Below are 17,282 nucleotides of genomic sequence, written 5' to 3'. Positions count from 1 at the left end.
AATGTGGGGTCGGCCAGTTGCCGCATCGAAGCCTGACGGGTCAGTTCGAGGAACTGACGTCGAATGATCGGCTCGATGTTCATCGCCAACTGGGCAAGACCGGTCCCCCGCATCACGCCGCCTCCCCGTAGGCCCGCAAGTCCCGGTTCGTCGACCACGTGACGCCGCACCGGGGGCACCGGTACAGGTGGCTGACCTGGTCGCCACGCTCGTGCTCGGCGGCCGGCTTGACTTGCCGCTGCGGGCAGTTGGGGCAGTTGTCCGTCACGGTTCTCCTCCGTTCTGGCAGCTGGTGCAGGGCTTCGGGGTGGGGCCGGTTGCGGCGGTGCCGCAGGGCCAGGCGCCGGGGCGGCGGATGTGGAAGCAGGGCTGTTCGGGTTCGGCTTCGCGCTGCTTGGGTGCGGTGGGAGTGATGCCGGCGGCGAGGAGTAACAGGGCTTTGAGGTCGCCTTGTTCGCGGGCAGCGACGATGTCGTCGACGGTCGGCTCCCACATCAGGTCTGAGCCATGTCTACAAATCGGGCATAATGCCCTTGGAACGCGGTGGTGATCGTCGCCGTGGGGCCCCCGCGGTGCTTCCCGACGATCAGGTCGGCTTCGCCGGCCCGGGGGGATTCCTTCTCGTATGCGTCTTCGCGGTGGAGGAGGATCACGATGTCGGCGTCCTGCTCGATCGCCCCGGACTCGCGCAGGTCGGAGACCATGGGCTTCTTCTCGGTGCGCTGCTCGGGTCCGCGGTTGAGCTGGGCGAGGACGACGACGGTGATCTGGAACTCCTTCGCGAGGAGCTTCAGCTGCCGGGACATCTCGGAAACGGCGACCTGACGGGACTCGGCACGGGGCGCCTGCATCAGCTGGAGGTAGTCGACGACGACGAGCCGGAGCCCTTCGGTGCGGACGAGGTTGCGGACCCGGCCGCGGAGGGTGGCCATGGACAGGTTCGCTTCGTCGCTGATGTGGAGCGGTGCCGCAGCGATGGCCGGTGACCGGGTGGCCATGCGGCGGGTGCCGTCTGCGTCGTCACCGACGACGCCCTGCTTGATGTGGTGGAGGGCGACTCGGGCTTCGGCGGAAACGATGCTGATGCCGAGCTCTTTGTTGCCCATTTCGAGGGACTCGAACAGGGTCGGGATGTTGTGGGTGATGGCGGCGGCCCTGGCGAGGCCGAGCCCGAAGGTGGTTTTGCCCATGGCGGGGCGGGCGCCGACGACGACCATCTGGCCGGGGGCCCATCCGCCGCAGAGGAGCCCGTCGAGGTCGATGAACCCGGTGGGGATCTTGTCGTCGTTGGTGGGCGGTGTGGTGGCCCGCTCGAAGACGCCGGCGAGGAGGTCGCCGACGAGGGTGGTTTCGGTGCCGGTGGTGGCGCGGATGACGCCGTCGAGTTCGGCCTGTGCGGCGGCGACGTCCTGGTCGGGGTCGAACGCCGGGGAGTTGCCGCGGAGGATGGAGGCGTGGCCGTGGGCGACCATGCGGGCGGCGACGGCTTGGCGGGTGATGCGGTCGGCAAAGTAGCCCTCGGATCCGGGCTGGGCGTGGTTGTACAGGTCGCGTAGCTGGTCTTCGGTGAAGGGGACGCTGAGGATGCGGCCGTCGGCGCGCCATGCCTGGAGTTGGCGGGCGACGGGGATGTAGCGGATCTCGCCGTGCTTGAAGGTGGAGGCGAGTTCTTCGACGGCGAACCAGACCCACCGGTAGCGGTCGTCGACGATGTCGGCGGGGTCGAAGCCGGTGGCGGCGAGTTCGTCGACGGTGGTGGGGCGGGCCATGGCGGTGGCGACGAGGATCTTTTCGGCTTCGAAGTCGGCGGGATTGCCAGGCAGGGTGGCCCGGTCGTCGACGGGGGTGGTCTCCCACATGTCGGTGGTCATGCGCTGGTCTCCTTGGTGCGGGCGTTCTCGTAGCGGTTGCGGGCGGCGATGAACTCGGCGTCGGTGCCGCCTCGGTCGGGGTGCGCGGCGGCCATGGCCGCCTTCAGCTCACCGAGGTCCGGACTGGCGACCCGATCCAGGTCGGGCGGGCTCAGGTGGAGGTGGAAGTCGGGGGACCACCACCCGCGGGTCCGGGAGTAGATCTCCCCGTCGGCCTCGATGCGCTGCCGATCAACGAACCCGGTGGCCACGGCCTGGCCGTCGTCACGGCGGGCGTAGTAGATCCGCTTCGGCGTCTTCTTCGTGATGCGGAACTTCACGACACGGGGCGGTTCATAGAACCGGGAGTCGTCGGCGACGCTGCTGTCGACGCCATACAGGTACTCGACCCGCTCGGGTGCAGCGCTCATGCCGCTTCACCGCCCTGCCGCCGGTCGGCGCCCGCAAGGTGCACGACCCCGCCCCGGAAGATCTCCGCGGACCGGGAGGTGACCCGCTCCCCCACGATGTGGCTGATCTGGCTGGGCTTCACATCGCTGGTGATCAGGATCGGCAGCCGGTTGATGTACCGCTCGTCGAAGATTTCGTAGAGCCGTTCCTGGGTCCACCCGGTCGGGGAGACGCGGGCGGCGGCCACGTCGTCGATGTACAGCAGGTCCGCGGTCTGGAGCTGCTTCATGAGCCGCTTGGGGCTGCCCCCGTTGTCGTCGGGCCGCAGGGCATCGAACAGGGCGGTGGACCGCCACGTCTGGACGATGGGGGTACCGCGGTAGTCGCCGGCGAACTGCTGGCCGACCCAACGGCGGGTGGCCTGCCACGCGTTGTGGGTCTTCCCGACACCCAACGGCCCCCAGAGGAACAGGCTGGTGGGTGCTCCGTCGGCCTGGTCGGCCCACTGGGCGACGTGGTCGTTGAGGTAGATGCGGCGGCGGTACAGGAGCGGGATCTGGTCGTCGAACGCGGCGAGGGCCTGGGTGCGGCGTTCGTTGAGCCAGGAGCCCATGGGGGTCTCGTCAGGCGAACTGGCTGTCATTGGCGATCTCCTCGTCGGTCAGGTTGCGGGGGGTGGTCGGCGGGCCGGCTTGGCCGCGGTTCTGTTCGTTGGCGGCCTGCCGGCGGAGGGTGGGGAACTTCTCGCGGAGCTTGGCTGGGCTGAGGATGTGGGCGTTCCAGAAGTCGCTGGCGTGGGCCCAGTTGATGGCGGCGATGGCCTGGTCCGGGGTGATGCCGTCGATGTCGAAGAGGCGTCGCATGTCGGTGCGCCACTTGGCGGTGATGCGGGGGCGCTTGTCGCCGCCGTTCTCGATGACGGTGGCGAGGTGCTTGCAGACGCGTTCGACGTCGTGCCGGGGCGGGTCGTCGGAGGACTCCGCAGGAGTTCGAGAAGTCTTTTCTTTTACTTCTGTCTCTGTCTCTGTCTCTGGTTCGTTTTTGCTTCGCGCTTGCTTCGCTTTTGCTGAAGCACTTGCTTCGTGGTTTGCTTCGGCTTCGGAGGAGGCGCGGCGGGACTCCCCGGACCGCTTGCCACCGCGCTGACCTGCGGCTGCACGCTTGGCGCGAAGGTCTGCGACCTCGGCGGAGGAACGCTGGTGCTCCAGGTAGTCGTGGATGACGTAGGCGTCGGGGCCTGCCTGGGGGCAGCTGGGGCAGTCGTGTTCGCCTTCGTGCCACAAGCCAACGCGAACGAGTGCCGAAGCACTTGCTTCGGGTTTGCTTGAGTCGGTGAGGCGGGGCACGAGTCGCCGAGGAAGGACACCGTCGGTGAGCTGCCGAGACGCATAGGCGAGCCCGCAGATGTACAGCCAGCCGGCCTCGCCGCCCGCCTCGATGATCTTCGGGTGGTCCGGCAGACCGTCGTGCACCCGGACATAGGTGCGCTTGTCCTTCTCGGCCATGGGAACTTCCTTCAAGCGGTACGGATGGGTACGGGCTGTCAGCGGTGTGGGGCCCGCGGTCAGGTCAGGTGGGGGCGGGGTCCGGGCGGGGCGTCACGCGGCTTCCACGATGGCCGGCGATGAAGACCGACTTGCCTGTGTGGCGTGCGCGAGGGCCGCGGCGAGCGGCGCCGGGCAGGCGTTCCCGATCTGCTGCGGGATGTCGTTGCCGGACCACGGGTGGTCGGCGGGGAAGCCCTGGAGGACTCCGGCTTCGGCGGCGGTGAACCGCGGGAGCTCGTCGCCGCCCGGGCCGATGATCCGATTGCGGCTGATCTTCCCTGTGACGGTGAATGCCGGTTCCGTGCTGGTGCGGCGCCCGCGGTTCTTGGGGTCGCCGCCGGTGCCGTAGTTGGAGACGACGGTGAACGGCTGGGGCCGGTCGAGGGCGTCGCCCATGGACACCCACGGGAGGAGACGGGGGTCGCCGTCGTGCTGGGGTACGCCCTTGCGGTACGGGCGGTGCGCGGGTTCGGGGAGGGCGACGGGCCCGTTGAGGCTGGCGATGAGGACGGCCCGCCGGCGGGTCTGCGGCACCCCGTACTGCTCGGTGGCGAGGACCCCGGTGGCGACGTGGTAGCCCTCCGCGGTGAGCGCGTCGGCGTACCCGTTCCATACCTGCTGCACCTGCTGCACCTGCTCCAGCACGATCAGCTCGTAGGGGCGGCCGGTTTCGATCGCTTCGAGTGCCCAGCGGAGGGGTTCGAGGACGAGGGCGGTGCGGTCGTCCTCGAACGAGTACGGGGTGGTGTCGCGGGCGGTCATGCGTTTGATCGCGGCGAGGATCCCGGCGAGGGCCAGGCGCCCGGTGCCGCTGCCGGCGACGGTGAAGGTCTGGCAGGGCGGGCCGCCAGCGAGGGCGGTGGCGTCGGGGAAGTCGCGGGGGCCGTGGTTGCGGACGTCGGCGTGGATGGTGGGGAGTCCTGCGGCGCGCCGGGTGGCGACGGCGTTGGGGTCCCATTCGATGCCGGTGCCGTGGATGCCTGCGGCGTGGAGACCGAGGGTCATTCCGCCGGGGCCGGCGAACAGCTCGACGGCTGTGCGGCCGTTCACGCTGCGGCTCCGGCGGTGGCGGTGCAGGCGCCGTCGTACTCGCCGTCCTTGTTGCGCTGGCAGGAGCAGGCCTGCTCTTCGCGGATGTGGGAGCAGCGGTCCTTGCCGGGGATCTCGTCGCCGTCGTCGGTGAAGTAGTCCTCGCAGTCCCGCTCCAGGCACCAGTACGGGCCGACCCAGACCGGCACCAGCTGGTGGTCGGCGTCGGGGTTGGGGACGGTGCCGTTCTTGGGCCGGCGGTGGTCGCGGTCGCGGCAGGCGGACCACGGGACCATGTCGCCCTCTTCGGCCGAGCACTCCAGGCAGGCTTCCCCGGCGGGGGCGTCGAGGCAGATGCGGCCGTCGTCGCTGATGGGGTGCTTGTCGGCCCAGAGGTCGTGGGCTTCGGGGTTGGTGTTCCAGTCGGGGTCGGGGCCGTGGTTGCAGTGGGGGCTGTCGGCGTTCCAGTAGTAGGGGCCGTGCTCGTGCTGGCGCTCGGGCATGGGGTGCTCCTTGAGCTGGGGGTGATTGAGGGCGCACGGAACCAGGCCCGTCGACCGCTCGGTTTCTGCGATCTCTCGACCGCAAACATGAGAATACCGTTCGCATAGCGCGTTCGCGAGCCCTATGCGCGCATGGGTAGCGGAACGGTGTTCGCGCATGGCAGCATGTGTTTCATGGAAGAGATCCGCGACAGGGTGCAGGCCGCCGCGAAGAAGCGCGCGCGGGCCAAAGACGCCTTCACTCGCGCCGACGCAGAGCTGCGAGACCTGCTGGTCACGGCCCGGACCGAGGACATCGGGCCGTCCGAGCTGGCACGGCTCACCGGACTCACCCGCGAGTGGGTTGCGAAGATCGCCCCGGACCCCGCCGCACCCAAGCGCAAGATCGTCGTGCGCCGCAAGAAGCCGGCCGCCGACGACTGACGTCACGTCCCCTCCTCCCTCCCCCGCCACGGCGGGGTTTTGTCGTGCCTGTGGGCGGGCCACGTGTGGTGGCCCGCCCGTTGTCATGCGGCCTGGCTTGTGAGGTGCCAGCCGTGGCAGCTGGGGCACTGGTAGGCGCGCTTCTCGCTCCGGTCGCGGCGTCGGGTGTTGGCGAGTGCGATGCGGGCGTCGAGCTGGTTGCGGTACCGGCGTTTGCCGGTGAGGCAGGTCTTCATGCGGCTGCCGCCTGTCGTGCGTTGATGAGGCGGCGGAGTTCTTTCTGGCCGACGCCGCCCCAGATGCCCCACCGCTGCTGGCTGTCGACCGCGTAGTCGAGGCAGGGACGGCGGACGGGGCAGGCAAGGCAGATGCGTTTCGCGGGGGCTGTGGTGCCGCCCTTCTCGGGCATGAAGAGTTCCGGGTCCGTCTGGCGGCAGAGGGCGTCCTCGCGCCAGGTGTCGTGGGCGATGCTGACGGTGGGGTTCATGCCGCTGCCCGCTTCCTGGCCTTCGCGGCCCGGCTGGCGGCGTTGGCTCCGTCTTTGCAGGTGCGGCACCGGCAGCCGCGGGTGTAGCCGGATCGGCCGTGGGTGGCGCCGCCGATGTCGATCGGGTCGGGGTCCGGGATGGTGACGGGCAGGGCCCAGTCGTTGTCCCGCCAGGCGACGACCGTGTCGCGGGTCACTCCGAGCCGGCGCGCGATCTCTGCGAAGTGGATGCCGCGGTTGTCGAGTTGGCGTGCGGCTTCGATGCGTTCGCCGCGGGTCAGCTGGACGGGTTCGCCGTTCATGGCGTGTTCGATCGCGATGTAGTCGAGGTCGCCGTCGAACGTGTCGGTGGTGGACGGGTAGTAGCGGGTCGGGGTGGCGGCACCGGGCCGCGTGGCGATCACGCCGCGGCCTTGAGGTCGGCCTGGTTGAGGACCCGGTCGATGTAGGACTTGTTCTTGCCGAGACGCTCCGCAACCTCGGCCCGGCTCAGACCGGTGGCCTGGATAAGCCACTGCGCTTCCGCCGCGAGAATCTCAGCCTGGGTGACCTTGTACTCAGGGGTGAAGTGCGGGTCGTCGATGGCGTCCGGGAACTGGTCCCAGTACTTCTGCGTGGGCCAGCGGCGTTCCGCGGCCTGGGTGCGGGCGCGCCGGATGATGTGGGGCTTGATGCCGTACCGGGACGGCTTCTGGCCGCGGAGGTTTTCGTACCCTTCGGCGACCTTGTCGGCGGTGTCGGCGCGGACCAGGAGGTCGTTTTCGGTGCGTCGGACGAGGTCGCCGATGTACTGGGCGGAGAGGCCGAGGTGGGTGTCGAGGCGGCGGAAGGGCCATCCGCCTGCGGCGAGGGCTTGGATGCGGCGGCGGGTGCCGGTGCCGTCGATGTCGTGGGCGCGGAGTGTTTCGGCTGTGACGGAGAGGATCTTCGCGGCGACGTCGGGGCGGGTCTGGTACCGGGTGGGCCGCCGCTTGCCGCTTCCGGTGGGGGGCACGAACGCGCGCAGGGTGGCCTTGTCGAGCCCTGTGGCGGCGGCGACCCGGTTGGTGCTGATGCCGTGTTCGCGGAGGTTGAGGAGGTGGGCGCGGACGGGGGCGGCGTCGACGAAGGGCTGCCAGGCGCCTTCGCGCTGCTTGCGCCGTGCTTCGACCTGCCAGAGTCGTTTCCGCTCGACGCACTTGGGGAGCCGGCAGCCGTACTCGGTGTAGCAGGTGAGGGTGTTGTGGTGCGGGGCTTCCCGGCTGGTGGTGGTCGTCATGACTCCCCCTTTCCGTAGAGCGGTTTGATGCGGTCGGCGTAGGTGTTGACGATGTGGGCGACGTCGTCGAGGAGGGGCTGTTCGTGCCGGTAGTCGGCGGCGACGAGGAGGCCGGGTGCGAAGATGAGGGCGGTGTAGAAGAGGACTTCCAGGAGCCCCCAGGTGAGGTCGGCGAACGTCATGCCGCCCACCGCCTCGTGGGCACCCCGGCCTTGGCGAGCCGGCGAAGGCAGTCGGCGGTGCCGGTGGACTGCCCGACCTGGAAGGCCAGGGCGATGAGCGGCTGCCGGTCAACCATGTTCTGGTTGCGGCGGTGCCCGGCGAGCGGGCAGTACTCGGTGTTGTCGCGCCGGGTCCGCCGGTGGCCGGGCGGGCAGCTGTCGGCGCAGGGGCCTTCCCAGTCGGCTTCGACGGGCAGGTGGCCGATACCATGGTCGAAGCGGGCCTTCGCCCAGTCGCCGCACATGGTGTCGGCTCCGGGTGCGGTGCCTTCCATGACCTCGATGCCGCTGTAGCCGTCCTGGCGGGCGTCGTGCCACACCTCGGTGAGGGCGGTGTCGATGATGGTGTGGTCGGTCCAGGCGCGGGAGCCAAGACCGAGGATGAGGGCGAGGTAGGGGCCGTTCACGCCGCCGCCTCCCGCCGTGCCGCTGCGGTGCCCCGCCACGTCCTGACCCCGGAGTGCCGTGTGGTGGGCCGGTCGGAGGGGGCCCAGTCGACCTTGCGGATGTAGCCCTTGTCCTCCAGGAGGGTGATCAACCTGCCCCAGTGCGCCTTCCGGTTCGGCGGGTCGGGCAGCTTGTTGGCGTCGGCCACCGAGTAGCAGGTGAACGTTTTGCCGGTCGCCGCGGCGGCTATGTAGTGCGGCCACACGGCGGCGAGCCACGTGTCGTAGTCGACGGGCTCGGGCGGGACGGTGCCGTCGAGGGCGGGTTGCACGGTCGCGGTCATGAGGCGGACTCCCTCTGCCTGGGGATGAGTGGCCAGGCGCCTTCGACGACGGCGGCCGGGTCCTTCTTGCGGAAGTGCTCCTGGAGTGACGCGGCCTGTTCGGCGGCCCACCCGACCTGCGCGGCGTGGAGTTCGTCGAGGGTCATGGCGGCGAGCTGCGGGTACCGGGTGGCCTGCCGCCACGCGACCCGGCATGCGGCGACCGCGTCGGCGTCGGCGGAGTGGGCGGCGTCGAGGCGCACGTCGTAGTGCTCGCACAGGGCGGTCAGGGTGCGCTTCCCGGACCGGTAGCGGTCGACCTGCTTGTCGATGACGAACGGGTCGATGACCGGGCCGGCGGGCAGCGGGTCAAGGTCGAATCGGGCGGCTTCCCGGTCGAGGAGCGACAGGTCGAAACGGGCGTTCATGGCCACGATCGGGACCCCGGCGAGGATCACCTGCGTCAGTCCGGCGAGGATCTCCTCAACGGCCTGCCGGAGCTCGACGCCTTCCGCTCGGGCGCGGGCGGTGCTGATGCCGTGGACGGCCTCTGCTCCGGCGGGGATCTCTTCGCCTCCCGCGTCGGTCAGCCACTTGGCGGGCGAGGTGTTGAACCCGCCGCCGACCTGAACGATGCAGGCGGTGACGATGCGGGCGGTCAGCGGGTCGGGCCCGGTGGTTTCGAGGTCGAAGCCGCACATGCGGCCGAGGTGCCAGGTCACCAGGCCACCCCCGTCTCCTGCCCGAGGGCGGCGTTGACGGTCTCCTCGCTGGGCGTCCAGAACCCGAGGGCGCCCTTCGCGGGGACCGGCTCCGGGAGCGCGGCGACGTCGGTCAGCTCCCAGTGGAAGAAGCCGTCCATGCCCCACGGGGTGCAGCACTCGTTGTCGAAGTGGCAGCCGGCCAGGGTGGCGACGCCGATGACGGCACCACGAGCCTCGGGCCACTGGGCGTCCGGTTCGATGCCGGTGATCTCGATGACGCGCAGGCGGCCGATGGCGGCGTAGGTGCTGGCGGCGGCGTGGATGAGGATGCGGGTGCCGACGTGCTTGGCCGGTACGGGCCAGCTGCGGTTCTCGGTTCGCTTCGAACCGTGGGCGATGGCAGCAGCCCAGGGCTGTCGGATGGTCAGTGCTCGCATGGCGTGGTTCCCTTCTCGGGTGGGGCAGCCCCGTATTTCGGGTACGGGGCTGCCCCGGCAGTGGGTGGGTCAGGCGGACGCGGCCTTGAGGGCCTTGCCGCGCTCCTTGATGAAGTCGCCGAGGTTCGTCGGCTGGCCCGTCCCCGGGTGCAGGAACGGGGTGGCGAGGGCCCCGTGGGACTCGACCTCGCGGTACAGGGCCAGCAGCTGATCGGCCGTGGCGGCCTCGTCGCTGGCGCTGTCGATCCAGGCGCTGGTGTCGATGGATTCGGCCCCGTCGTTCAGCCAGTCCAGGAGCGGCTTCGCGATGTCGGCGGCCCCGTTGGGCTCCTCGATGATTCGCTTGTGGAGCGACGGGCACCGGGACTTCAGGACGGTCAGCTGGTTGTTGATGTTCATGGCGGCGACGACACCGAACTCGTACTCAACGCCCTTGCGCTGCTCGGCTCGCATCCCCATCGCGACGGGCTCCTTCTTGCCCCGGTCGTTCTCCTGGAGAACCCACTCGGTGTGGGAGCGCATCGTGACGACGATGTGCCCCGGGTAGGTGAGGAGGGCGTCGATCATGTCGTTCTGCATCGGGGTGCCGTCCTTCCACCCCGCGAAGCTGTTGCCGCCGTACTTCGACTTGGCCTTCTCGACCTGCTCCAGCGTTCCGTCGGTGCCCTTCCAGAAGTGGGAGAGGGAGTCGATGAAGACGGTGCCGTAGCCGGCCTGCGCGGCGGCGGCGAGTGCCTTGACGAGGTCGCGGGGGTCGAAACGCTGCATCTGGAGGACGTCGAACTGGATGCCGTTGATGCCGACGTAGAGAGAGGCGGCGCCGCGTTCGGTGTCGATGACGGCGAACCGCTGGCCTTCGCTGAGGCCGTGGGCGACGGACAGGCCCGTCCAGGTCTTGCCGGATCCGGAGACGCCCTGGATGGCGACGCGGGCCTTGGCCTTGTCCTTGGTGGCGGGTCGGAAGGTGAACGGTCCGTCGTCGTATTGGTTGCCGGTCTGCTGCTGGTGGGCGGTTCGGCTGGGTGCGGGGAGTGTCATGGCGGGCTCCTAGGCGTACTGGCGGTCGAGCCAGGCGGGCGGCGAGATGTATGCGGTGTCGGTGGTGTAGCCGGGCCAGTGGCCGGTGGTGCGGCAGTGGTCGTAGAGGAACAGGGCCTGTTCGCTGACCTGGTGGCCGATGTGCCGCCACAGGTCGAGGCGGGCCACCGTGACGAGGTACGGCGGTTCCTTCTCTTGGAAGATGAAGTGGAACGGGGCCTGTAGCGGGAGGATGCCGAGGGCGGCGGCACCACGCCGATACCAGTCGTCCTGGACGTGGTAGCCGTGTTCGGCGACGGCCTTCTGGATGGCGTCGGGGTGGGCGGAGCGGGCCGTCTTGTAGTCGACGATTCCGTCTTCGCGGAGCCAGTCGATGCGGCTGCGGCACCACACGTTGCCGGTCTGCCAGAACATGGACTGCTCGGCGATGCCGCTGCCGGGGTGGAGCAGGTCTGCGGCCTCGGGGTCCTCGCTGAGGGCGGTGGCCATGTCGTGGACGCGTTGCAGGTCGGGCTTCTTGAGCGGGATGTTCCCGGCCTCGCGGATCTTGACGATGCGGGCCTTGATCTCCTTGGTGTCCCAGCGGGCGGCGTCGACGAGGACCAGTTCGGGGCCGTCGCCGAGGACCAGCTTGTGGGCGGCGGTACCGAAGTCGAAGACCTTCTTGTACGGCTCCGGGTGGTCCAGGTCGTAGCGGAACTTCGCCGGCGCCTTCACGAGGGTGCGGGCGCCGGTCGACGAGAGGCTGCCGCCGGGGATCGGGTCCCCGTGGTACTGCTCGGCGGGGATGTCGTAGACCCCGGGGATGACCTCGGTCTCCTCGACGGTGGCGGTCACCGGGTGCCGTCCTGTTCGTCGAGGCACTTCTCGCAGACGTGGCCTTCGGGCTGGCGGCTGAAGGGGCCGTTGGTGTCGTCGCAGCGGACGCAGGCGATCATGTGGTTCTCCTGGTTCGGGGTTGCTGCGGGCCGCCTGGGGGTTGGCGGCCCGCAGCGGGCAGACGGAGCCGGGCTCACACGCCTGCCGGTCGGCGGGTCAGTTGATCGCGCTGATCGGCCCGAAGATCGCGATGAGGGAGCCGAGCGTGTGGTCGTCGTCATCGATGCCGATCAGCCGCATGAGGGGCTCGCCCATGTGGTTGTCGCGGCCTGTGTACTCCCAGGGGTCGCCCTGCTTGTCGGCCCACTGGAGGTCGAGGTTGTAGCCCTCGCCCTCGAAGTACGCGAAGCGGGTGAGGGTGCTGGTCCACCGGTCGGCGAGCTGGGTGCGGGTGGTGTGCTCAGTGTTGGTGGGCATCTGCATGCCGATGAACTCGCCGAAGTCCTCAAGGAAGACGATCGGCTTCCGGGGCCCGGTCTGGAAGAAGGCCAGCACCTTGTCGGCGTGCTTCCACCGCTTGAGGTACTCGGTGGTGACTCCGCTCAGCGGGACGGCCTGCGGATCGCCGTCGAGCGCGCTGCGGAGGAGGTTCCGCCAGTTCGGGAACTTCCCGTAGTGACCGGCCGGGTAGGCGATGCGGACGCTGGCACCGTTGCCGTTGAGGGTCAGCGTGCTGTTGTTGTCCTCGTCGTCTGGGCCGTCGGCGGTGATGCTGATGGTGGTGGTGTCGGCGGCCTTCAGCCAGGCGGTGAGGGTGGGCAGGTCTTCGGCCGGGATGACGGCCGTCCATCGGTCGGCCTCGGTGATGCCCGTGCGAGCGACCCCGAAGGTGTACCGGTCGGTGGCGACGGCGGTGAGGTCGTGGTTCCGGGCTTCGAGGTGGATGGCGTTGAGGACGGGGAGGGTGTCGTCGTCGCTCATGTGCGGGGTGACCTGCGTGATCATGCGGTGCAGGTCTCGGGCGGAGATGTGGGTCATGGCGTCCTTCTCTGGGATGCTGGTGGTGGACGCCCCGCAACTAGTCCTTGCGGGGGTTGGGCTGCCGGGTGGGCGGGGGGCGTGATCACCGTCCACCCGGCAGGTTTCAGGCGGCCGGTGCCGGGATGTGTGCCGGGTCTGCGGCCTGCGGGGAGTGGTGCAGCGACACGACCGGGCCAGCCGCGAACCGGTTCCGGAGGCCTCGGACGTCGATCGGGGCGGTCGCCTGGTCCTCGAACGCCGCGGCGTCCCGGAACGCGGCAGGGATGGTCACCGCGTTCGCGTTCGCCTCAGCCGCCAGGTACGGGGCGAGGAGGGCCTGGAGTCGGTCGACCTCAGCCTGAGCCTGGTCACGCTCCCCAGTCCGCTCGTCCAGGTCTGCGGCGAGGCAGCGAACCACCTGCTCCGCCTCCGCCCGCCGGGTGCGCGCATCGGCCAGGTCGTGTTCGAGGATCGCGATGCGGTCGGCCGCACCGATCAGCTGGCCGAAGGCGCTGACCGTCTCAGCTTCCTGGTGCTTGAGCTTCTGCTTCAGCTCGGTCACCTTGTCGGCGGCCCGGTGCTTTGACTTGCTGCGGCGTATCAGAGGGAGGCTCATGACTTGCCCTTTCGGGTCCAGAGGCTGGGGGCCACCGCCATCGCGCAGAAGACGACGCCGATGGCGGTGGCGGTGATGACGTAGGCGATCACCGGCGGATCTTGCGGCGGAGGCGACGAACTCGGCAGGCATCGCAGGTGCAGCAGCCCGGGCGTGTGGTCGCCTTCTCCGCCCGCTTGGTGGCCAGTTGGCGGATGAGCCCGGCCTCAGCCCGTGCCGTCATCTGCCGGGCAGGGAACTCCGGGCTGGTCACGTCACTGCGCATCACGCACCGCCCCGGTGGAGGCTGCGAAGGAACCCCCGGAACCCCGACTGCTCCAACGGGCTGGGCGGCAGGTGGTGGGCCGTCAACGCCGGTGCGACCGCGGCGGCGATGTGCGGCTCGATGTAGCCGGCAGCGAAGGTCGCCGCGTAGTCCGGGTCGATCGCCTTCCGGAAGTCGGAGGGCGACAGCTGGTCGTGGATCGCAATGAGCGGGCCCAACTCCCAGTACAGGTCGGTGAGCGTCCACGGGGTCTCGCAGCCGCCCGGGGCCTGCTTCTGCCCCATCAGCGGCACCCCGTCCGACCACTCGCCGGTCCAGGCCCACTCGACGCCGGTGCAGTCGGCGTAGGTGAGGGTCAGGTCGAACTCGATGCCCTCATGGACGAAGGTGGTGTTGTTGTTCATGCCGCCTCCGCCCCGTGCTGGTACGGGACGCCGACGAACCGGTGGCCGTCCTCGGCCGCCACCTCGTTCGGCACGTCGGCCGCCCGGTCACTGGAGTTCGCCTCCTCGCCCAGCACCCACAGAATCCGGCGGAGAGTGGCGGCGAGACCTCCCTGCGAGTAGGCGATGGACCCCGCGTCCTTGTAGTTGACGTTGTCCGCGATGACGAGCTGTCCCTTGGCGTACTCGATGGCGTCGGCCAGCGACTGGGCCTTGAACGCGACGCGGGCTGCGGTGGCGTCCGGGTGCTCACCCGTGGGCTGCCGAAGGGCGAGGAGGGCGGCGGTGTCGTTCATCGGGTGCCTCCGTGGGCGTGGTTGAGGCGGAACACCCGGCGGCCCGGGTCGGTGGTGTCGCAGATCAGCAGGCCGTCGCGGGTGAGCTGGGCGAGGTCCCGGCGAGCCTTGCCGCGCCAGTCCCCGGGGCCGAACTTGTCGATGTACAGGTGCTGGACCATGCGGGTCGTGATGTCGCCCTGGTAGTCCAGGGCCAGGGCCCGGATGGCGGCTAGGCGGGTGTCAGTGGACGTCAAGACGTCACGTCCAGGTGCGTGAGCTTGATGTAGCTGGAGTAGTTCTCGACCCGAGCAACAGGGGTGTGGCCGTTAGCCGTCCACGCCCGGCTTGTCGTCCAGGTCACGAACCCGTCCTCGTCGCGTACTCCCGGGTACGCCTTCACCCGCGTACCGACCGGGTACTTGGCGTTCCACTCGGCGGCCGTCAACTCACCCGTCGGCTCCTGCGTCGGGCGGACCGAGTGCTTGCCGCCGTAGTGGCGGACGATCGTGTTGCCGAACTTCGCGACGATCCGGATCTTCCCGTGGCCGATCCGGAGGCCGGTGACGATGTTCTCGCCGTCGACGTACTCCCAGAACTGCTTGGCGAAGACACCGGCGTTGTCGAGCCAGGTGTCGACGTTGTACAGGTTCGACGGGGTCAGGACCCAGCAGCGGACGCAGGTCTTGTCGTCGCAGCCATCGGCGTGGAGCTCGGGGATGTACGGGGCGGCGGCCAGAGCGGCCAGGTGCTCTGCGGTCTCCCGGTCAATGCGGGCGGCGGCGCTCACAGGGCACCTGCCTCACGCTGCGACGGGGCGGAGGTCGCCTTCGCCGCGTCGTACAGGTCGATGCCGTGACGGACCGCGCGGCAGCAGTGAAGGAAGCCAGGCTTGAAGTCGCTGAAGTCCCACTCCGACAGGTCACCGAAGTCCCAGCCGCGAAAGCGGAAGTCCCTCAGGGCCGCACGGGCGCCGAACTCATGGCTGATGTCGCCCATCTCGAAGATCTCGCGGGTGACCTCGGCGCCGATACCCCGGGGCGCCTCGCCGTCGCGGATGGAGTGGACGACGTACTGCTTCACCTGCTGCTCGAAGAGGTCATCGCTGAACCCCTCGATCTCGTCTCGCCCGGCCCGGACCTTCTCCTGCCAGTAGCCGGGGTTGATCTCCCCGCTGAAGGCGGTGTTACGGAACAGGACGAACATGTCCGGCGTCGCGTCGATGTCGAAGTGGAATGTCCACCCCGTCTTGACGACGAGGTTGTACGGCCACGTGATCAGCTCGAACGCATAGGCACCCCGCATGCCGGGGGTCTCGAAGCGCAGGTGCCGGTACAGGCCGTCCTCTCGCAGGACGGTCAGCTCGTGCCCGGCAACATCACGGGCGAAGCGGGCTGCCGCAGCAGCCTCAGGTGATGGTTGGATGGACATGGTCCACCTCTCTGTTCGCGGAAGATGTACGGGTGGATCAGGGGCCGTTCCCGGACTTGGTCGTTACGGGGGCGGCCTCACAGCTGCTCAGGCAGCGGCGGGCACCTGCGTCGACTCGTAGTACTGGTCGATGCTTCGCCGGCTGACGATGATCCGGCCGCCCTCGGTCTCACGGCTCACGGTGATGAGGCCGGCGTTGATGCGGCGACGCATCGTCTTGACGCTGATCCTCATGACCCATGCGGCCTCGCGGACGTTGAAGTAGGGGGCGTTCAGGTCGTCCGGCTTGGTGGCCTTTTCGGGGGCCCTGGTGGTGGTCACGTCTTGTCCTTTCGTGTTGGGTCCTCGGTGGGGGCGAGGAGATCGTCGTCAGTCGCTTTGAGAGCGGTGCGGAGGCGGACGTACTTGCTTGGGCTCATGCGGGAGCGGGTGCCTCTTTCGAGCTTTCGCAGGTAGCTGGCGGTGCAGCCGACCTGGTTGGCGAGCTGCTGGACTTCGATCCCCGCTTGCATGCGCTTGGTGCATATGGCCGCCCCGTCCACTTCGAAAGTGGTTGGGGGTTGGTGCATGAGTAGAACTTACCCATAGTTGCCCACGACGTCTAGCCATAGTGGCCCACCAGTTGCCCCTAGACAGACACGAGTTGCCCGCACATGCCCTCTGAGCTGGGGTTACGTGTGGATTACTTTGAGCCCAATCGGGGCTCAGTCCTGGCTGGTCCCGCTCGGTCCTGCCAAGATGAGGGCATGGCACCCCGTGACCTAGACCGCCTCGCGACAGCCGCGCGCAAGCGCCGCCTCGACCTCGGCCTTGCCCTCAACGACAAGAACGCCAAGGCCGCCGGCACATCCAAGGGCACCTGGCAGCGGGTCGAGCGGGGAGAGGCCATCCGCCCCACGAACTACAAGAAGATCGACGGGCTGCTCCAGTGGGCGCCCGGTGGTTGCCTCGCCGTCCTTCGCGGCGAGGAGCCCATCGAGAGCTCCCCCTCAAAGAGCGACCCGAGCGTGATGATCTCCAAGCTCCCGCCAGAGGCTTTCGACGAGGAGGCCCGCAACGTGGTGAAGCTCGCCGCGATCGCGACGGCTGGCGGCCTCACGTCGGATGAGATCAAGAAGTTGGCCGACAAGGTCGTAAAGGATCTGCGCGCCAACGGGATGCTCTGAAGCAAAATCCCTAGCTTGCCGTACAACCTTTGGCGTTTACCCCACTGTTACCAAAATTCGCGCACGTAACTTGGCCCCAGATGACCCCAACTGGGTCACCCCGTGGCAGAGTTTGACTACGCCCTTGGAGGCTCCCATCAGTGCCGGACAGTAGGGGGAGCCATGCTGTATCAGGACGCGCTCATAGTCGACTACGGGTCCAACTTCAATGGACAGGCCCTCAAAACCGACAAAGGGATCGTCTGCGTGATCCCCCGGCAGTTGCACCCCCGCACCGCAGCAAGCGCCGCGATGAGGGAACTGGTCGAGGGGCTTGGTGGAAACTGTGGTGAATGCCGCAACTGCCCTGTCGGCAGCTACGGCTGAACCCACCGGAGGCGGTGGGGACGTCCCGGCGGTAGGGGTACCTGCCGGACGCCCACGGCCACGCGCCCATAGTGGGCGGCATGCCGCATTCCCCCGTGGATACATCTTGGTGCCACTAAGCAACAAGGGCCTGGCGGGATGGAAGCCTTCCCTCTCACATCCGTCTCACGGACCGACGGCGACTTAGCTCGTAAGCGCCTCCCTGGCTGCCGGTTTCCCCTGCTCGTGGCCGGTGCGGGTCCCACATGGACGCCAGGTAAGCTC

30 protein-coding genes are annotated in these 17,282 nt (G+C 68.9%); 3 read left to right on the top strand and 27 right to left on the bottom strand.

Translation table 11 applies throughout. The annotated features are described in order from the left end of the window. Nucleotides 1-264: 264 nt before the first annotated feature. From AB0917_RS18690 to AB0917_RS18660, 7 genes are all read right to left on the bottom strand, one after another. Entirely contained in the window at nt 265-495 is a 231-nt protein-coding gene (locus AB0917_RS18690; RefSeq protein ID WP_366820666.1) for a hypothetical protein, read from the bottom strand. Next, entirely contained in the window at nt 495-1,871 is a 1,377-nt protein-coding gene (locus AB0917_RS18685) for a replicative DNA helicase (RefSeq protein WP_366820665.1), read from the bottom strand. Before AB0917_RS18685 ends, AB0917_RS18690 begins: the two co-directional genes overlap by 1 nt. Next, on the bottom strand, nt 1,868-2,281 hold the full coding sequence (locus AB0917_RS18680) for a hypothetical protein (RefSeq protein WP_366820664.1): 414 nt from the start codon (nt 2,279-2,281) through the stop codon (nt 1,868-1,870). Before AB0917_RS18680 ends, AB0917_RS18685 begins: the two co-directional genes overlap by 4 nt. Beyond that, entirely contained in the window at nt 2,278-2,904 is a 627-nt protein-coding gene (locus AB0917_RS18675; protein ID WP_366820663.1) for a DnaA/Hda family protein, read from the bottom strand. The genes AB0917_RS18680 and AB0917_RS18675 overlap by 4 nt, the downstream gene beginning before the upstream one ends. Next, nucleotides 2,885-3,766, bottom strand: a complete 882-nt coding sequence (locus AB0917_RS18670) for a hypothetical protein (RefSeq protein WP_366820662.1) — start codon at nt 3,764-3,766, stop codon at nt 2,885-2,887. The genes AB0917_RS18675 and AB0917_RS18670 overlap by 20 nt, the downstream gene beginning before the upstream one ends. Nucleotides 3,767-3,859: 93 nt before the next feature. Next, nucleotides 3,860-4,858, bottom strand: a complete 999-nt coding sequence (locus AB0917_RS18665; protein WP_366820661.1) for a DNA cytosine methyltransferase — start codon at nt 4,856-4,858, stop codon at nt 3,860-3,862. Beyond that, the gene (locus AB0917_RS18660; RefSeq protein ID WP_366820660.1) at nt 4,855-5,340 is read right to left on the bottom strand and encodes a hypothetical protein; all 486 of its coding nucleotides are present in this window, start codon (nt 5,338-5,340) and stop codon (nt 4,855-4,857) included. Before AB0917_RS18660 ends, AB0917_RS18665 begins: the two co-directional genes overlap by 4 nt. Before the next feature lie 174 nt (nt 5,341-5,514). Between AB0917_RS18660 and AB0917_RS18655 the strand changes: the two genes are divergently transcribed. Then, nucleotides 5,515-5,763 carry a hypothetical protein gene (locus tag AB0917_RS18655; protein WP_366820659.1) on the top strand — a complete coding sequence of 83 codons (249 nt, stop codon included), beginning with the start codon at nt 5,515-5,517 and terminating at the stop codon, nt 5,761-5,763. An 83-nt stretch (nt 5,764-5,846) separates the two neighbouring features. On the opposite strand, the gene AB0917_RS18650 is transcribed toward AB0917_RS18655, so the two are convergent. From AB0917_RS18650 to AB0917_RS18555, 20 genes are all read right to left on the bottom strand, one after another. Then, on the bottom strand, nt 5,847-5,999 hold the full coding sequence (locus AB0917_RS18650; protein WP_366820658.1) for a hypothetical protein: 153 nt from the start codon (nt 5,997-5,999) through the stop codon (nt 5,847-5,849). Beyond that, nucleotides 5,996-6,250, bottom strand: a complete 255-nt coding sequence (locus AB0917_RS18645; protein ID WP_366820657.1) for a WhiB family transcriptional regulator — start codon at nt 6,248-6,250, stop codon at nt 5,996-5,998. The genes AB0917_RS18650 and AB0917_RS18645 overlap by 4 nt, the downstream gene beginning before the upstream one ends. After that, nucleotides 6,247-6,654: a helix-turn-helix domain-containing protein gene (locus AB0917_RS18640; protein WP_366820656.1), complete on the bottom strand. Its 408-nt coding sequence runs from the start codon at nt 6,652-6,654 to the stop codon at nt 6,247-6,249. The genes AB0917_RS18645 and AB0917_RS18640 overlap by 4 nt, the downstream gene beginning before the upstream one ends. Next, nucleotides 6,651-7,508 carry a hypothetical protein gene (locus AB0917_RS18635; protein ID WP_366820655.1) on the bottom strand — a complete coding sequence of 286 codons (858 nt, stop codon included), beginning with the start codon at nt 7,506-7,508 and terminating at the stop codon, nt 6,651-6,653. The genes AB0917_RS18640 and AB0917_RS18635 overlap by 4 nt, the downstream gene beginning before the upstream one ends. Then, complete coding sequence (locus tag AB0917_RS18630; protein WP_366820654.1) at nt 7,505-7,690, bottom strand: hypothetical protein; 186 nt, start codon at nt 7,688-7,690, stop codon at nt 7,505-7,507. The genes AB0917_RS18635 and AB0917_RS18630 overlap by 4 nt, the downstream gene beginning before the upstream one ends. Then, on the bottom strand, nt 7,687-8,136 hold the full coding sequence (locus tag AB0917_RS18625) for an SLOG family protein (RefSeq protein WP_366820653.1): 450 nt from the start codon (nt 8,134-8,136) through the stop codon (nt 7,687-7,689). Before AB0917_RS18625 ends, AB0917_RS18630 begins: the two co-directional genes overlap by 4 nt. Further along, nucleotides 8,133-8,459 (bottom strand): hypothetical protein, encoded by a 327-nt coding sequence (locus AB0917_RS18620; protein WP_366820652.1) that lies wholly within the window; start codon nt 8,457-8,459, stop codon nt 8,133-8,135. Before AB0917_RS18620 ends, AB0917_RS18625 begins: the two co-directional genes overlap by 4 nt. Next, entirely contained in the window at nt 8,456-9,160 is a 705-nt protein-coding gene (locus AB0917_RS18615) for an exonuclease domain-containing protein (protein ID WP_366820651.1), read from the bottom strand. Before AB0917_RS18615 ends, AB0917_RS18620 begins: the two co-directional genes overlap by 4 nt. Further along, nucleotides 9,157-9,579, bottom strand: coding sequence for an ASCH domain-containing protein (locus AB0917_RS18610; RefSeq protein WP_366820650.1), 423 nt, complete (start codon nt 9,577-9,579; stop codon nt 9,157-9,159). Before AB0917_RS18610 ends, AB0917_RS18615 begins: the two co-directional genes overlap by 4 nt. A 69-nt stretch (nt 9,580-9,648) precedes the next feature. Continuing rightward, nucleotides 9,649-10,617: an ATP-binding protein gene (locus tag AB0917_RS18605; protein WP_366820649.1), complete on the bottom strand. Its 969-nt coding sequence runs from the start codon at nt 10,615-10,617 to the stop codon at nt 9,649-9,651. A gap of 9 nt (nt 10,618-10,626) precedes the next feature. Then, nucleotides 10,627-11,454: a PD-(D/E)XK nuclease-like domain-containing protein gene (locus AB0917_RS18600; protein ID WP_366820648.1), complete on the bottom strand. Its 828-nt coding sequence runs from the start codon at nt 11,452-11,454 to the stop codon at nt 10,627-10,629. Nucleotides 11,455-11,652: 198 nt separating this feature from the next. Then, nucleotides 11,653-12,474: a phiSA1p31-related protein gene (locus AB0917_RS18595; protein ID WP_366820647.1), complete on the bottom strand. Its 822-nt coding sequence runs from the start codon at nt 12,472-12,474 to the stop codon at nt 11,653-11,655. Between the two features lie 106 nt (nt 12,475-12,580). Beyond that, nucleotides 12,581-13,072, bottom strand: a complete 492-nt coding sequence (locus AB0917_RS18590) for a hypothetical protein (RefSeq protein ID WP_366820646.1) — start codon at nt 13,070-13,072, stop codon at nt 12,581-12,583. A 264-nt stretch (nt 13,073-13,336) separates the two neighbouring features. Beyond that, the gene (locus AB0917_RS18585) at nt 13,337-13,741 is read right to left on the bottom strand and encodes a phiSA1p31-related protein (RefSeq protein WP_366820645.1); all 405 of its coding nucleotides are present in this window, start codon (nt 13,739-13,741) and stop codon (nt 13,337-13,339) included. Next, nucleotides 13,738-14,076 carry a hypothetical protein gene (locus AB0917_RS18580; protein ID WP_366820644.1) on the bottom strand — a complete coding sequence of 113 codons (339 nt, stop codon included), beginning with the start codon at nt 14,074-14,076 and terminating at the stop codon, nt 13,738-13,740. The genes AB0917_RS18585 and AB0917_RS18580 overlap by 4 nt, the downstream gene beginning before the upstream one ends. After that, a complete protein-coding gene (locus tag AB0917_RS18575; protein WP_366820643.1) occupies nt 14,073-14,312 on the bottom strand; it encodes a hypothetical protein in 240 nt (79 codons plus the stop codon). The genes AB0917_RS18580 and AB0917_RS18575 overlap by 4 nt, the downstream gene beginning before the upstream one ends. Beyond that, the gene (locus AB0917_RS18570; RefSeq protein ID WP_366820642.1) at nt 14,309-14,845 is read right to left on the bottom strand and encodes a hypothetical protein; all 537 of its coding nucleotides are present in this window, start codon (nt 14,843-14,845) and stop codon (nt 14,309-14,311) included. Before AB0917_RS18570 ends, AB0917_RS18575 begins: the two co-directional genes overlap by 4 nt. Next, the gene (locus AB0917_RS18565) at nt 14,842-15,486 is read right to left on the bottom strand and encodes a hypothetical protein (protein WP_366820641.1); all 645 of its coding nucleotides are present in this window, start codon (nt 15,484-15,486) and stop codon (nt 14,842-14,844) included. Before AB0917_RS18565 ends, AB0917_RS18570 begins: the two co-directional genes overlap by 4 nt. 87 nt (nt 15,487-15,573) lie before the next feature. Then, nucleotides 15,574-15,807 carry a helix-turn-helix domain-containing protein gene (locus AB0917_RS18560; protein ID WP_366820640.1) on the bottom strand — a complete coding sequence of 78 codons (234 nt, stop codon included), beginning with the start codon at nt 15,805-15,807 and terminating at the stop codon, nt 15,574-15,576. Next, complete coding sequence (locus AB0917_RS18555; RefSeq protein ID WP_366820668.1) at nt 15,804-15,998, bottom strand: helix-turn-helix transcriptional regulator; 195 nt, start codon at nt 15,996-15,998, stop codon at nt 15,804-15,806. The genes AB0917_RS18560 and AB0917_RS18555 overlap by 4 nt, the downstream gene beginning before the upstream one ends. Nucleotides 15,999-16,232: 234 nt before the next feature. Here AB0917_RS18555 and AB0917_RS18550 point away from each other — a divergent pair, with 234 nt between their 5' ends. After that, a complete protein-coding gene (locus AB0917_RS18550) occupies nt 16,233-16,652 on the top strand; it encodes a hypothetical protein (RefSeq protein ID WP_366820639.1) in 420 nt (139 codons plus the stop codon). 162 nt (nt 16,653-16,814) lie between these two features. Then, nucleotides 16,815-17,018, top strand: a complete 204-nt coding sequence (locus AB0917_RS18545; protein ID WP_366820638.1) for a hypothetical protein — start codon at nt 16,815-16,817, stop codon at nt 17,016-17,018. Nucleotides 17,019-17,282 lie beyond the last annotated feature (264 nt).

Source organism: Streptomyces sp. NPDC007346 (assembly GCF_040703535.1).
GTDB lineage: Bacteria > Actinomycetota > Actinomycetes > Streptomycetales > Streptomycetaceae > Streptomyces.
This window is presented reverse-complemented; position numbering and strand designations above follow the sequence as displayed.